Origin of the sequence: Streptomyces aureus (assembly GCF_001418135.1) — a bacterium.
GTDB lineage: Bacteria > Actinomycetota > Actinomycetes > Streptomycetales > Streptomycetaceae > Streptomyces > Streptomyces aureus_A.
The window spans coordinates 1-13,789 of sequence record NZ_LIPQ01000497.1 but is presented as its reverse complement, the minus strand read 5'-3'; the positions used below and the strand labels follow the sequence as shown (position 1 = coordinate 13,789).

The following is a 13,789-nucleotide window of genomic DNA, read 5'->3' as shown; positions in this document are numbered from 1 at the left end:
TCGTCCTCTTCCTCATCGGCTCCGCGCTCTGCGGCATCGCCCAGAACATGCCGCAGCTCATCGCCTTCCGCGCCATCCAGGGCCTCGGCGGCGGCGGTCTCATCGTGCTGTCCATGGCGATCGTCGGCGACCTCGTGTCACCGCGCGAGCGCGGCAAGTACCAGGGGCTCTTCGGCGCCGTCTTCGGCACCACCAGCGTCCTCGGTCCGCTGCTCGGCGGGGTCTTCACCCAGCAGCTCTCCTGGCGCTGGGTCTTCTACATCAACCTGCCGATCGGCATCGTCGCCCTCTTCGTGATCGCCGCCGTCCTGCACATCCCGGGGCGCTCCACCCGGCACACCATCGACTACCTCGGCACCTTCCTCATCGCCTCGGTCGCCACCTGTCTGGTCCTCGTGGCCTCCCTCGGCGGTACCACCTGGGCGTGGGGTTCGGCGCAGATCATCGGACTCGCCGTCCTCGGAGCCGTACTCCTCGTCCTGTTCGTCCAGGTCGAGCGGCGAGCGGCCGAACCCGTGCTGCCGCTCAAGCTGTTCAGGATCCGGACGTTCAGCCTGGTCGCGGTCATCAGCTTCGTCATCGGCTTCGCGATGTTCGGCGCGATGACCTATCTGCCGACCTTCCTCCAGGTCGTGCAGGGCGTCACCCCGACCATGTCCGGCGTGCACATGCTGCCGATGGTCGTCGGCATCTTCATCACCTCGACCGTCACCGGCCAGATCGTCTCCCGCACGGGCCGCTGGAAGGTCTTCCCGATCGCCGGCACCGCCGTCACCTGCATCGGACTGCTGCTGCTCCACGGGCTGACGGAGGCCAGCTCCACCGCGCAGATGAGCGTCTGCTTCTTCGTCTTCGGCGTCGGCCTCGGCCTGGTCATGCAGGTCCTCGTGATGGTCGTGCAGAACGCCGTCCCGTACGAGGACCTCGGCGTCGCCACCTCCGGGTCCACCTTCTTCCGCTCCATCGGTGCCTCCTTCGGCGTCGCCGCCTTCGGCGCGATCTTCACCAGCCGGCTCACCCGCACACTCGACGACGTGTTCGCCACCGCCACCGCCTCCGGACAGGACCTCCCGCCCGGCATCGGCCCCGAACAGGTCGCCGCCGACCCGCGCACCGTCGCCGCACTCCCGGCCGACCTGCGCCCCGACGTCCTGCAGGCGTACGCCACGTCCATCACCGACGTCTTCCTGTACGCCGCGCCCGTCGTCCTGGCCGCCTTCGTCGTCGCCTGGTTCCTCAAGGAGGACAAGCTGCGGGCCTCCGTCACCGCGCCCGACACCGGCCGGACGCCGGCCGCCCACCCCGCCGATCGCTCCTCGTGCGACGAATGCGCCCGCGCCCTGTCCGTCCTCGGCTCCCGCGAGGGCCGCAGGGCGATCTACGAGAGGATCACCGCCCGCGCGGGGCTCGACCTGCTGCCCGCCGCGAGCTGGCTGCTGCTCCGGATCCGCCGTCACGGCACCGTCGAACCCACCCGGCTCGCCGAGTACGTGCCCGTACCGCTGCGGGTGATCACGGAGGCCTCCCGGCAGGTCGAGGAACGGCGCCTGGTCACCAGGGAGGGGCTCCAGCTGATGCTCACCGAGGAGGGCGTCCAGGCGGCCACCCTGCTCGCCGCGGCCCGCGAGGAGTCGCTCGCCGAGCTGCTCGGCGACCGGTGGGGACCCGACCGGCCCACCGACCTGGTGAAACTCGGGGAGGAACTGACGGCCGAGCTGAGCGGCCCGGACGCGGAGCGCCCGCACGACGCGGAGCGCCCGCACGACCGGGGGCGCCCGCACGACCCGGGGCCGCCCCGCGACCACCCCGGGTGAGTGCGCGGCCGTACGCCCTGTATGACAGTCATTCAGAACCCCTCAGTACGCTGTCCCCTCCAAGATCGCATCACAGGGGGAGCGGGCAGGAATGAACAGCGAAGAACCACGCCAGGGCCAGGGCTGGCCGGCGCCGCCGGGACACCCGCCGGCCGGGCCGGCGAACGGCGGACACGACGGCTACGGAGGCGGGTACGGCGGTGGGTACGGCGCCCCGGCGCCGATCGTCGTCACGCGTACGTCCTCGCACCGGGGTGCCTGGATCGGCGCGGCGGCCACGCTGGTGGCGGCGATGATCGGCGTCGTCGGTACGTATCTGGTGGCCACCAACAACGACGGCGACGCCCCGCCGCCGCAGGCACAGACCCCGGTGACGAGCTCGACCGGCCCGTCCGGGGCGGAGGGCGGGAGCGGCGAGGACTCTTCCGTGGACTCCTCGCAGAGCCCTGAGCCCACGACGAGCGGGGAGACCTCGACGAGCGAGGAGAGCTCGGCGCCGCCGACCTCAGCGGCCCCGCCCGCGAAGCCGGGCGGCACGGAGGAGTGGAAGGGCGCCCTGGTGATCACGTACACGGATGACAAGGACCTCGACTCCGCACCCCCGGTGGAGTCCGAGATCCGCGCGGAGAACGACTTCTCCGTCTACCCGTTCGGCGGCCACATGCTGCAGCCCGGGGACGACGTCAAGGCGCTGGTCTGGAAGGACTCGACGAACAAGACGCCCTCGTACGCGGACTGCGCACGGGACATCGACACCCTGGGCACCTCGACCGAAACGGAGCTCAGGACCGGCATGGTCGTCTGCGCCGCGACGAACGACGGCCGCCTCGCCCGCCTGACCGTCAAGGAACTGGCAGGTCTCGCCTCCGACACACGCGCCGTCTTCGACGTCGTCGTCTGGAGCCGCTGACCGGAGCCCCGGCGGCCGCGGGTCGGTCAGAGGTCCTTGCCGTACCAGATGTCCATGTACGGGCCCGTGCAGTACGCCGGGATCTCGTCGTACCCGTGCCGGGTGTACAGGGCACGCGCCTCGACCAGGTCGAGGCGCGTGTTCAGGACCATCCGGCGGGCGCCGAGCCCGCGCGCCGCGTCCTCCAGGTTCCCCAGGAGCGCGCCCGCCCCGCCCAGGCCGCGGAAGGCGTGGCGCAGGAACACGCGGGTGAGCTCCGCCCGGTCCCCGTCGAGGAGGAGCACCCCGCCGCAGCCGGCGGGCTTGCCCTCGTACCGCGCGACCAGGAACTGCCCGGTCGGCGGGGTGAGCAGCTCGACCCCGTCGTTCGTCAGGCCCTCGTCGATCTCCGCCCGCGTCGCGGGACGCTTCCAGTAGCGGCTCGCGACGTCGTCGTAGTAGTCGCGGCGCAGGGCGGTGGCGTCCGGGGTGTCGACGCGCTCGGGGGAGAAGGTCCAGGTCATGCGCGTCATTGTGCGGCGCGCGTGACCTGGGACGCAGCTCGATTTCTCCGGATGCCGGGCCGGGTGCCGGGCCGGATGCTGAGCCGGGCGCGGGGCCGGGTACCGGGCCGGAGGGTCAGCTCTTCGGGGACGCCTGCTGGACGACCTCGAAGGACCAGAGGGTGGAACCGGACGCGGCGGGCCTGGGCCGCTCGCCGCCCTCGGCGCCACCGCCCCCGTGCGCGGCCTTCATGGAACCGTTCATCCAGGCCTGGAAGTCTTCCTCGCTGCGCCAGCGCGTGTACACCAGGTACTGGTCGGTGCCCTCGACGGGGCGCAGCAGCTCGAACCACTCGAAGCCGTCGGACCCCTCCACGGCCCCGGCCCGGGAGGCGAAGCGCTGCTCCAGAACCTCACGCTGCTCGGCCGGCACGGTCAGGACGTTGATCTTCACGATACTCATGAAAGGCAGGATATGACTCCCGGTCCCACCGCCTTCGAGGCGGACGCGGTACGGGCCCTGGCGGCCCGCTGGTTGCCCTGGCTGGGCGATGACGACTTCGTCTGTTCCCCGGCCGGGCTGTGGCTGGCGCTCGCGGCCGTGGCGTCCGGGGCCCGGGGCCGGACCGCCGAGGAGCTGCGGGGGTTGCTCGGGGTCGACGGGGAGGCGGCCGCCGAGGCGGTGACCGCTGCGGGGCGGCGGCTCGCGGTGACGGACGGGCTGGTGGTGGCGGCCGGTGTGTGGAGCAGGGTGTCGGTGCTCGACGCCTTCCGGCGTGGCCTGCCGGATGTGGAGTTCGGGGTGCTGCGCGGAGCGCCGGCCTGGTTCGAGCTGCCCGACGAGGTGTTCGGGGCGACGGACGACGTGTCCCTGGGCGAGATTCCCGCCGTCGCCCAGGACGAACTCGACGACTGGATACGGAGGGCGACCGGCGGGCGCGTCCAGCGGCTGCCGCTCGGGCTCGACGGCTCCGAGGACCTGGTCCTGGTCAACGCCCTCGTGCTGAAGGCCTCCTGGCTGACGGCCTTCCCGGCGCACCTCACCCGCGACGAGCCCTTCACCGACGGCTGGGGCGACACCCGGCCCGTACCGACGATGCGGCAGCGGATTCCGGCCGACGGGGTCTGGTCCGTGGACGGGGTCACCGTCGTCGAGCTGCCGTGTGCGGGTGACGAGGCCGCCCGGGTGCGGTTCGCTCTCGGCCGGCCCGGCGCCGGGCCGGCCGACGTCCTGCCCGCCGCCTGGGCCGGGCCCGCGGCTCGGCAGCCGCTCGCCGCGGACGCGGCCGACCTCGCGCTCCCGCGCTTCACCCTCCGCACGAAGACCGAGGCCGACGCCCATCTGCCGTCGCTCGGCGTCGGCCGGTCGGTGCGGCCCGGGGCCGATTTCTCGGGCCTGTCCCCGGCCGCCCTCATCGTCTCCAAGGTGGTGCAGGAGGCGCTGGTCGAGGTCGCGGAGGAGGGTGTCGAGGCGGCCGCCGTGACCCAGGTGGCGATGACCCGCAGCGCGGCCCCTCCCCGCCACCAGGTCGTGGAGCGGATCGCCTTCGACCGGCCCTTCGGCGTGGTCGTCCTCGACGCGTCCGGCGAGCTCCCGCTCTTCGCGGGCTGGCGCCGGAGCGCACCGGGCGGGGCGCGTTCCGGAGTCGCTTAGGACCCTCGCGCGGTCGCGAGACGCTCCGTTCTGTTAGGGTCGCTCGTATGTGTTCCGTCATCCACAACTGGCAGGCGATCCGCACCCGTTCGGGGTGCTGACCGCGGTGCCGGGCTGATGCCCGGCACCCGGACCCGCGTCCACCGTTCGCCTCCTGATGACGAGGAATCCCCATGCGCGCACACTCGCGCCCCACTTTCGTATGCGTCCACGGCGGCTCCAGCAACGCACGGGCCTGGGGCCCGTTGCAGAACGAGCTGGCGCTGCTCGGACACCGTTCGTACGCCGTCGATCTGCCCGGGCACGGCGACCGGGCCGAGGGCCCCGCCGCCTACTACCGGCAGCCCCAGGACCTGACGGCGCTGGCCGCGGCCCCGTCCCCGATGAGCGGGGTCACGCTGCGGGACAACGTCCGGCACGTGACGGACGTCCTGCGGCGGCTGGCCCCGCTGGGGCCGGTCGTGCTGGTCGGCAACAGTCTCGGCGGTCTGACGATCGGCGCCGTCGCCGACGCCGTGCCGGACCTGGTGGACCGGGTGGTCTACCTCTCCGCGTTCTGCCTCGCCGACCCGGCGATGCTCACCCAGGCGTGGGACGTGGCCGACGAGAACCTGCTGGACGCGGCGGTGGCGCGGATCGCCGTGCCGCTCGCGGGCGAGTCCGCCGATCCGGGTGTGGTCCGGCTGAACTGGCGGGCGGCCCATGCCGATCCCGCCGTGTTCGCCGAGCTGAAGGCCGCCGTGATGGCCGACTCCACCGACCGCACGTTCGGAGCGCTGCTCGACACCCTGGACCCGGACGAGAACCACGGGGTGCTGGAACCGGGGGCGCTGGTCACGGCGGAGCGCTGGGGCCGGGTCCCGCACACCTACGTCCGGCTCTCCGGGGACGCGAGCATCACCCCGGCGGTGCAGGACTACATGATCCGCAAGGCCGACGAGCTGACGCCGCACAACCCGTTCGAGGTGCACACCCTGGACGCCTCGCACGTCGGCTACTTCAGCAGGCCCGCGCTCTTCGCGGAACTGCTGGCGGGCCTCGCCTGACCCGCCCGGGTGTTTCCCTTCCCTCCGTGCCGCGGGGAAGGGAGACACCCGCGACAGGGCCTAACGCACGACGCGGGCGAGCAGCAGGCCGTCGTGGCCCTTGGTGCCGACCGTCTGGATGGCCGTCGCGTCCAGGCGGGGTTCGGCGGCGACGAGGTCGAAGAGTTCACGGGTGCCGGTGATCGCCGGGTCGTCCGGGTCGGGGGTGGTGATCCTGCCGCCCCGCACCACGTTGTCGACGACGATCACCGTGCCGGGGCGGGAGAGCTTCAGGGCCCACTCCACGTAGCGGGGGTTGTTGACCTTGTCGGCGTCGATGAAGACCAGGTCGAACGGGCCCGCGCCCTCCGCCTCCAGCTGCGGCAGGCTGTCCAGGGCCGGGCCGGTACGGACCTCGACGAGCTTGTCGAGGCCGGCGTGGGCGAGGTTGGCGCGGGCGACGTCGGCGTGGGCCGGGTTGTACTCGAGGGTGATGAGCCGGCCGTCGGCGGGCAGGGCCCGGGCCAGCCAGATCGTGCTGTAGCCGCCGAGGGTGCCGATCTCCAGGATGTTCCGGGCACCCTGCATGTGGGCGAGCAGCTGGAGGAGCTTGCCCTGGTTGGGGGCGACGGCGATCTCGGGCAGCCCGGCCGCCGCGGAGGCGCTGAGGGCGGCGGTCAGCGCCTCGTCGGCGGGGGCGATCGTCTCGGTGAAGTAGGCGTCGACCGCGTTCCATTGAGGGTTCGTCATGCGGCCGAACGTACACCGGGGCCGGCCGTCGGGCGGCGCCTTGCCGCTCGTACGGCCAGGAGAGTCGCGAGGGCGGCGAGGAGCAGACCGCCGCCCACCGTCAGCAGCCACACGGGGATTCCGCCGCCCACCGTGAGGAGTCGGTCGGTGTACTCGACCCGGCGGTACGGGGTGTCGGCGACGGCCCGCAGGTGGTGGTCGTCGTCGATCCGCTCCGGGTGGGGGAACTCCTGCTCCAGGACGGTGAGTTGGACCGGCTGCTGCCCGGCGAGCCCGGCGACGGGGCCCTCGGGTTCGATCCGGCCGGCGAAGGTCACCTCGGGGGCGTCGCCGCCGATGGGGGAGCGGGGCTCCATCCGGTGCTCGGCGAGGACGTAGAGGCCGAGGCTCTGGGAGGTCTTCGCGAGCCGCGAAAGGCGCATGGGGTAGACGAGTTCGGGGGAGGCGAAGGTGATGCGCAGCGGGGTCAGCTCGCCCTGGAGGACGGCGTCCTTCTGCTGCGGTGCGAGGCGGACGGCGACGTACTCCCACCGTCGCTCCACGTACGGCTGGAGGGCGCCGGTCAGCCGCTCGGGCAGCTCGAAGCCGTTGGTCCGCAGCCAGTCGCCGAGGGCGTCCGGGTCGGTGGCGGTCAGCCGGGCGACGTCGAAGGGGCCGAGCCGTTCGCGGCCGACGACGCCGACACCGCCGGCGCCGGGCGGCGGGGCGCCGGCCCCGTCCCCGTGGTCGAGGTCGAACGGCCAGTCGCCCTCGCGCGGCCAGAAGTGGAAGCGGTCGCGCTGCTCGGGCTCGGTGAGCCGGTCGAGCGCGTCGAAGAGCGCGGGGTCGCCGAGGGTGACGTCGGCGCGGCTCGGCACGGGCATGATCCAGGCGGCGTGCTCGGCGTCGCCGTGGACGTTGAAGCGCATGACGACGGTCTCGGTCCGTCCGTCCCAGCGGACGGCCGACTCCTCGCGGTCGACGCCGATGCGCTGGTCCTTGGTCGGGATCATGGCGCCGCAGCCGCAGGCGTACGCCGGTGCGACGAGCGAACCGAGCTGGAGTGCGAGCAGCGCGACGATGGTGGTCAGAATTCTGTGTGTCCCCCGCATGCGGGGTGGGACGTGCCGGGTGCCCCTCCGGTTCCGTCCGTGAGGTTCCGGTTCCGGTTCCGTCCATGGGGTGCCGGTGCAGGTGTCCGCACCGGCGCCGGTTCCGTCCCGCCCCACTCCGCACGCTCAGGCCCCGGCGCGGACCCGGAGTTCCTTCACCCCGTTCAGCCAGGCGGCCCGCAGCCGGCGCGGTTCGCCGGCGAGGGTCAGGTCGGGCAGGGCGTCCGCGACGGCGTTGAAGATCAGCTCGATCTCCTTGATGGCGAGGGACTTGCCCAGGCAGAAGTGGGGCCCGCCGCCGCCGAAGCCGAGGTGGGGGTTCGGATCGCGGGTGATGTCGAAGCGTTCGGGGTCGGTGAAGACCTCGGGGTCGTTGTTGGCGGAGGAGTAGAAGAGGCCGACGCGGTCGCCCTTGGCGATCTTCTGGCCGCCGATCTCGGTGTCCTGGGTGGCGGTCCGCTGGAAGGAGACGACGGGGGTCGCCCAGCGCACGATCTCCTCGGCGGCGGTCGCCGGTCGTTCCCGCTTGAAGAGTTCCCATTGGTCGGGGTGGGTGAGGAAGGCGTGCATGCCGTGGCTGATGGCGTTGCGCGTGGTCTCGTTGCCGGCGACGGCGAGCAGCAGCACGAAGAAGCCGAACTCGTCGGAGGAGAGGTTGCCCTCGCCCTCGGCGGCGACGAGCCGGCTGACGATGTCGGCGGCGGGGCATTCCTTGCGGGCGGCGGCCATGTTCATCGAGTAGCCGATGAGTTCCATGGCGGCCTCGGCGCCGATCTCCTCGGTGATGGCGTACTCGGGGTCGTCGTACGCGACCATCTTGTTCGACCAGTCGAAGATCCGGGAACGGTCCTCCTGGGGGACGCCGATGAGTTCGGCGATGGCCTGGAGGGGGAGTTCGACGGCGACCCGGGTGACGAAGTCGAAGGTGCCGTCGGCGTCCGCGGCGCGCTTGGCCTCGTCGACGATGGCGTGGGCGCGGTCGCGCAGGGCCGTCTCCAGGTTCCGGATCGCCCGCGGGGTGAAGCCGCGCTGGACGATCTGGCGGACCCGGGTGTGCTCGGGCGGGTCCATGTTGAGCATGATCAGCTTCTGGACCTCGATCTGGTCCCGGGTGATGTGCTCGTTGAAGCGGATGACGGCCGTGTTCTCGTTCGAGGAGAACAGCTCGGGACGCGTCGAGACGTACTTGACGTCCGCGTGGCGCGTGACGGCCCAGTACCCGTCGTCCGCGAAGCCCGTGATGCCGGGCGGCTGGGGGCACCACCACACGGGTGCGGTCTGCCGCAGGCGGGCGAACTCCGGGAAGGGGACGCGGTCGCGGAGCAGATCGGGGTCGGTGGCGTCGAACCCCTCGGGAAGGTGGGGACAGGGCATCGGCAACACACTCCACATCTGAGGAAATCTGATGAGGGGATCTGATGGGCCGTCAGGAGTTGCCGGGAAAGTTAGTAACGAGTTCTACAAGTAGCAAGGGCCGGAACGGGAAGTGTTGCCTCCCGGACCCTTGCGTACCCGCGGTAGCAGTCATAAGACTGCACTCAGAACTAGAACGCGTACTAGTTCCCCCGTGACGCCGACCGACGGGCTGCCGGGACGCCCCGTCCGGTCGAGGAGAGGACGAGCTCATGGCCGCGGAACCCGTCATCGTCGAAGCCGTACGCACCCCCATCGGCAAGCGCGGAGGCGCGCTCGCCAACCTCCATCCCGCCTACCTCCTGGGCGAGACCTACCGCGAACTCCTCGGGCGCACCGGCATCCACGCCGACTGCGTCGAGCAGATCGTCGGAGGTACGGTCACCCACGCCGGCGAGCAGTCCATGAACCCGGCCCGCACGGCCTGGCTCACCATGGGCCTCCCCTACGAGACGGCCGCCACCACCGTCGACTGCCAGTGCGGCTCCTCCCAGCAGGCGAGCCACATGGTCGCCAACATGGTCGCGGCCGGCGTCATCGACATCGGGATCAGCTGCGGTGTCGAGGCCATGTCCCGCGTTCCGCTCGGCTCCGGATCCAAGCACGGACCCGGCAAGCCCTTCCCCGACGAGTGGAACGTCGACCTGCCCAACCAGTTCGAGGCCGCCGAGCGCATCGCCCGCCACCGCGGCCTCACCCGTGAGCGCGTCGACTCCCTCGGCCTGCTCTCCCAGGAACGCGCCGCGAACGCCTGGTCCGAGGAGCGCTTCAAGCGCGAGACCTTCGCCGTCCAGGTCCCCACCACCGAGGAGGAGCAGGCCGCCGGGCAGGGCATGTGGCGGCTCGTCGACCGCGACGAGGGCCTGCGCGACACCACCATGGAGGGCCTGGCCCGCCTCAAGCCCGTCATGCCGACCGCCGTCCACACCGCCGGGAACTCCTCCCAGATCTCCGACGGCGCCGCCGCGATCATGTGGGCATCCAAGCGCATGGCCCGCGCCCTCAAGCTGAAGCCCCGCGCCCGGATCGTCGCGCAGGCCCTGGTCGGCGCCGACCCGCACTTCCACCTCGACGGACCGATCGACGCCACGCGCGCCGTCCTCGGCAAGGCCGGGATGTCGCTCCGGGACATCGACCTCGTCGAGATCAACGAGGCCTTCGCCTCGGTGGTGCTGAGCTGGGCGCAGGAATTCGACCGGGACCTGGACGGGCTCGTGAAGGTCAACGTCAACGGCGGCGCCATCGCCCTCGGCCATCCCGTCGGCGCGACCGGCGCCCGGCTGATCACCACCGCCCTGCACGAACTGGAGCGCAGCGACAAGGAGTTCGCGCTGATCACGATGTGCGCGGGCGGAGCGGTGGCGACCGGGACGATCATTCAGCGGCTGTAGGGGCCCGCGGCGACCGGGCGGGAGCCATCGGCGGCTGCGGGAGCCCTCGGCGGGCGCGGGGAAGACTCAGCGGCCGCGGGTATCCCTCGGAGGCCGCGGAGAGGACTCGGCGGCTACGGGGAAGACTCAGCGGCCGGCGGCGCCCGCTCCGGCCGCCTCCGTGACCAGATCCGCCAGGTACTCGGCGGCGCTCGTCCCCGTACGGGCGAGTGCCGCCGCCTGGCCGGCCCACAGGTTGACGTACGCGGCGCGGCCCGTGGCGCCCGCCGCCCGGCGGATCGGCTGCATCAGGGCGTTCTGCACGGGGTACGGCGGTACGGCGTCCTCGTGGGCCGCCATCTCGCGGACGAAGCGGTTCGGGATGCCGCGGGCCGTGCGGCCGGAGAAGAGACGGGTCAGGACCGTCGTGCGCGCCTCGGGCGTGCCGAGCGTCCGCCGGTGCACCTCGCTCGCGCCCGACTCGCGGACGGCGAGGAAGCCCGTACCGATCTGGACCGCGTCCGCGCCGAGGGCGAGCGCGGCCGCGATCCCCCGGCCGTCGGCGATCCCGCCCGCCGCGACCACCGGCACCGTCACCGCGTCCGCCACCTGCGGGACCAGCGAGAACGTGCCGACCAGGGACTCCCGTACCGGACGCAGGAAAGCGCCCCGATGGCCGCCCGCGTCACTGCCCGAGGCGACGATCGCGTCCACACCGGACCGCTCCAGGGCCACCGCCTCCGACACCGTGGTCGCCGTGCCGATCAGCGCGATGCCGAGCCGCCGTGTCTCCGCGACGAGCCGGGGCGACGGCAGCCCCATGACCAGGCTGATCACCGGCGGCGCGGCGGCGAGGAGAGCGTCGAGCTGGGCCTCGTAGTCCGGCCGAGCCGCCACGTCGGCGGCGGTCGGCGCCGGTACGCCGAGTTCCTCGTAGTAGGGCTTCAGCCGGGCGGCATGGGCGGCGAGTTCGGCGTCGGACGGTCCGGGAGCCGTCTCCTCGTCGAGTGGTACCCAGAGGTTCATCGCGAACGGGCGCCGGGTGCGCGTCCTCAGCTCCGCCACCAGGTCCGTGATCTCCTCCGGGGAGAGGACGTGCGCCCCGTACGAGCCGAGTCCGCCGCCCTCCGAGACGGCGGTGGTCAGCTCGACGGAGGAGAGCCCGCCGCCGAACGGGCCCTGGACGACGGGTATGTCGATGCCGAGGAGGTCCCCGAGCCGGCCCGGCCTCATGCGGTGTGCGGGTGTGGCGGGCATCGGGGCCTCCGGTGTCTCGGCGGGCCCTGTGCCCGCGGATGCCCAGGACACTAGACGACCGGTCAACTAAAAATCCACAGAGGGCGGGATCCGAATAGTTGACCGCCCGTATAGTGACCGCCATGGGACGCACCAGCACGGCACGCGAACGGCTCCTCGAAGCCACCGGTGACCTCATGCGCCGCCGCGGTTACAGCGGTCTCGGCGTCGCCGAGATCTGCGCCCGTGCCGAGGTGAAGAAGGGCAGTTTCTACCACTTCTTCGAGTCCAAGCAGGCCCTCACGGTCGAGGTCGTCGACGCGTACTGGCAGGGCGAGCGCGCCTGCTGGACGGGGGCTCTCGAAGGTGCCGAGCCCGCGCTCGAACGGCTCCACCGGCTGCTCGACGGCATGGTGGACCTCCAGCGGCGGACGAAGGAGTCCTCCGGCACGGTCGACGGCTGTCTCCTCGGGAACCTCGCCCTGGAGCTGAGCACCCAGGAGCCCGACGTCCGGGCCCGCCTGGAGGAGATCTTCGACGAGCAGATCGCCCTGGTCGCCGGCGTCCTCGCGGAGGCGGCGTCCGACGGGACGGTCCCGGAGGACCGCGCCACGCGCGCGGTGGCCCGCGCGGTCGTCGCCCAGCTGGAGGGCATGGTGCTCTTCGCCAAGCTCAGGAACGACCCGTCGGTGATGGACGACCTCTGGCCGCACACCTTGATGCTGCTCGGCGCCTGAGGGTCCGGGCGGCTCGGAGTCCGGGCGGCGGCTCGGAGTCCGGGCGGCTGGCGGCGGCTCGGAGTCCGGGCGGCTGGTCCGGGCGGCTGAGGGGCCGGGGCCGGGCGGGGCCGGAAACGCCGCAGGCCCCGCCCTCCCTGACGGGAGGCGGGGCCTTGCGGGTGGGCGCTTGCGCGGCGGTGACTCTTAGTACCAGCCGTTGGCCTGCCAGAACGCCCAGGCGCCGTTCGGGGAGCCGTAGCGCTCGTTCATGTAGTTGAGACCCCACTTGATCTGGGTGGCGGGGTTCGTCTTCCAGTCGGAACCGGCCGAGGACATCTTCGAGGCCGGGAGGGCCTGGACGAGGCCGTAGGCGCCGCTGGAGGAGTTGGTGGCCTTGGGGTTCCAGCCGGACTCGTGCGAAACGATCTTGCTGAAGGAGGCGAACTGCGAAGCGGGAACGATCTGCCGGGCGACATCCTGCGGGCTGGCGGCCGAGGCCGTGCCCGTCGTACCGAGCACCGCACCCGACGCACCCAGCAGCACGGCTGCGGAGGCGGCGAAGGTCTTCTTGCGGGCGGCGACACGAGTGGTGATCGAGCGGATCAAGGTTTCTGCCTAACTTCGGGAACAAGGGATGCGTCAGGCGATTTCGGCAAGCCGGAACCAGAGCCCGGGGAACCCGGGAACTGGGGGGAACCGGCCGTCCGAGGCGCTGCGGTGAGCACCGGCTGCCTGGCGACGTCCACCAGACAAGCAGGGCTGGAACGCCGATGCAACGACCCCCTGTACGAGGGAGGTTCGGACGTCGACGGAAGGTCCCGCGAGGTGGGTGTGGGGTGTTTCCGCAGGTCATGCCCTGCTGTGGGCGGTTTGCGCGGGTACCGCCCGACTACTATTCCGGCTCGTACGTGACGTAGGTCCTGTGGGGCGGCTCACCCGGAGAGGGCTTCCCGGGGCCCTCGAATGTGACCTGGGCCTCGAAGTTCGCCCGCCGGGTCGCCCGCCGCAGGGCCTTCAGGAGCGTGCCGCCGACGGTGAGGGTGAGGACCACGGTCAGAACGGCCCGTCCCAGGTCCCAGCCGAGGGAGGTGGCGGTGACATAGGCCAGGAAGCGGACCAGGTTCTCGTGCAGCGGGGCGCCCGGCTGGAACGAGATCCCGCTGCTCAGGCCCTGGAGCAGCACCCAGCCCTGCAGATTCATGATCGTGCCGTACGCGAACGCCGCCACGAACCCGTACACCGAGAGCATCAGCAGCTCACCCCGGCCGCGCAGCCTCCCCCGAGCTCTCGGCTCCGTCCGAGCGGGGGTGCCCCCCACCGCCCCC

General features: G+C 72.1%; 13 protein-coding genes and 1 pseudogene. 6 read left to right on the top strand and 8 right to left on the bottom strand.

Features of this window, described 5'->3' with window-relative positions:
* Positions 1 to 1,814 (top strand): MDR family MFS transporter (locus AOK00_RS32245; protein ID WP_055603715.1); only part of this gene is annotated, 1,814 nt, incomplete at its 5' end.
* Positions 1,815 to 1,905: 91 nt separating this feature from the next.
* A complete protein-coding gene (locus AOK00_RS32240) occupies positions 1,906 to 2,724 on the top strand; it encodes a hypothetical protein (protein WP_055603714.1) in 819 nt (272 codons plus the stop codon).
* Between the two features lie 26 nt (positions 2,725 to 2,750).
* Here AOK00_RS32240 and AOK00_RS32235 read toward each other — a convergent pair whose 3' ends face one another.
* Both AOK00_RS32235 and AOK00_RS32230 read right to left on the bottom strand, forming a co-directional pair.
* A complete protein-coding gene (locus AOK00_RS32235) occupies positions 2,751 to 3,236 on the bottom strand; it encodes a GNAT family N-acetyltransferase (RefSeq protein WP_055603713.1) in 486 nt (161 codons plus the stop codon).
* Between the two features lie 106 nt (positions 3,237 to 3,342).
* Positions 3,343 to 3,669: an antibiotic biosynthesis monooxygenase family protein gene (locus tag AOK00_RS32230; protein ID WP_055603712.1), complete on the bottom strand. Its 327-nt coding sequence runs from the start codon at positions 3,667 to 3,669 to the stop codon at positions 3,343 to 3,345.
* 12 nt (positions 3,670 to 3,681) lie between these two features.
* On the opposite strand from AOK00_RS32230, the gene AOK00_RS32225 reads away from it, so the two are divergent.
* Positions 3,682 to 4,860, top strand: coding sequence for a serpin family protein (locus AOK00_RS32225; RefSeq protein WP_055603711.1), 1,179 nt, complete (start codon positions 3,682 to 3,684; stop codon positions 4,858 to 4,860).
* Positions 4,861 to 5,033: 173 nt separating this feature from the next.
* Positions 5,034 to 5,906 carry an alpha/beta hydrolase gene (locus AOK00_RS32220; RefSeq protein ID WP_055603710.1) on the top strand — a complete coding sequence of 291 codons (873 nt, stop codon included), beginning with the start codon at positions 5,034 to 5,036 and terminating at the stop codon, positions 5,904 to 5,906.
* A 60-nt stretch (positions 5,907 to 5,966) separates the two neighbouring features.
* Here the strand turns inward: AOK00_RS32220 and AOK00_RS32215 are convergent, their stop codons facing one another.
* From AOK00_RS32215 to AOK00_RS32205, 3 genes are all read right to left on the bottom strand, one after another.
* Positions 5,967 to 6,635, bottom strand: a complete 669-nt coding sequence (locus tag AOK00_RS32215) for an O-methyltransferase (protein WP_055603709.1) — start codon at positions 6,633 to 6,635, stop codon at positions 5,967 to 5,969.
* Positions 6,632 to 7,726 carry a DUF2330 domain-containing protein gene (locus tag AOK00_RS32210; RefSeq protein WP_055603708.1) on the bottom strand — a complete coding sequence of 365 codons (1,095 nt, stop codon included), beginning with the start codon at positions 7,724 to 7,726 and terminating at the stop codon, positions 6,632 to 6,634. The genes AOK00_RS32215 and AOK00_RS32210 overlap by 4 nt, the downstream gene beginning before the upstream one ends.
* A 126-nt stretch (positions 7,727 to 7,852) precedes the next feature.
* Positions 7,853 to 9,100 (bottom strand): cytochrome P450, encoded by a 1,248-nt coding sequence (locus AOK00_RS32205; protein WP_055603707.1) that lies wholly within the window; start codon positions 9,098 to 9,100, stop codon positions 7,853 to 7,855.
* A gap of 251 nt (positions 9,101 to 9,351) precedes the next feature.
* Between AOK00_RS32205 and AOK00_RS32200 the strand changes: the two genes are divergently transcribed.
* Positions 9,352 to 10,530, top strand: a complete 1,179-nt coding sequence (locus tag AOK00_RS32200; protein WP_055603706.1) for a steroid 3-ketoacyl-CoA thiolase — start codon at positions 9,352 to 9,354, stop codon at positions 10,528 to 10,530.
* 126 nt (positions 10,531 to 10,656) lie between these two features.
* Here the strand turns inward: AOK00_RS32200 and AOK00_RS32195 are convergent, their stop codons facing one another.
* Positions 10,657 to 11,766, bottom strand: coding sequence for an NAD(P)H-dependent flavin oxidoreductase (locus tag AOK00_RS32195; RefSeq protein ID WP_055603705.1), 1,110 nt, complete (start codon positions 11,764 to 11,766; stop codon positions 10,657 to 10,659).
* A 122-nt stretch (positions 11,767 to 11,888) separates the two neighbouring features.
* On the opposite strand from AOK00_RS32195, the gene AOK00_RS32190 reads away from it, so the two are divergent.
* Complete coding sequence (locus AOK00_RS32190; RefSeq protein WP_055603704.1) at positions 11,889 to 12,482, top strand: TetR/AcrR family transcriptional regulator; 594 nt, start codon at positions 11,889 to 11,891, stop codon at positions 12,480 to 12,482.
* Between the two features lie 186 nt (positions 12,483 to 12,668).
* On the opposite strand, the gene AOK00_RS32185 is transcribed toward AOK00_RS32190, so the two are convergent.
* Together AOK00_RS32185 and AOK00_RS32180 are read right to left on the bottom strand one after the other, a co-directional pair.
* On the bottom strand, positions 12,669 to 13,070 hold the full coding sequence (locus AOK00_RS32185; RefSeq protein WP_055603703.1) for a transglycosylase SLT domain-containing protein: 402 nt from the start codon (positions 13,068 to 13,070) through the stop codon (positions 12,669 to 12,671).
* Between the two features lie 286 nt (positions 13,071 to 13,356).
* A pseudogene (locus AOK00_RS32180) lies at positions 13,357 to 13,789 on the bottom strand (ECF transporter S component); the annotation flags it as partial.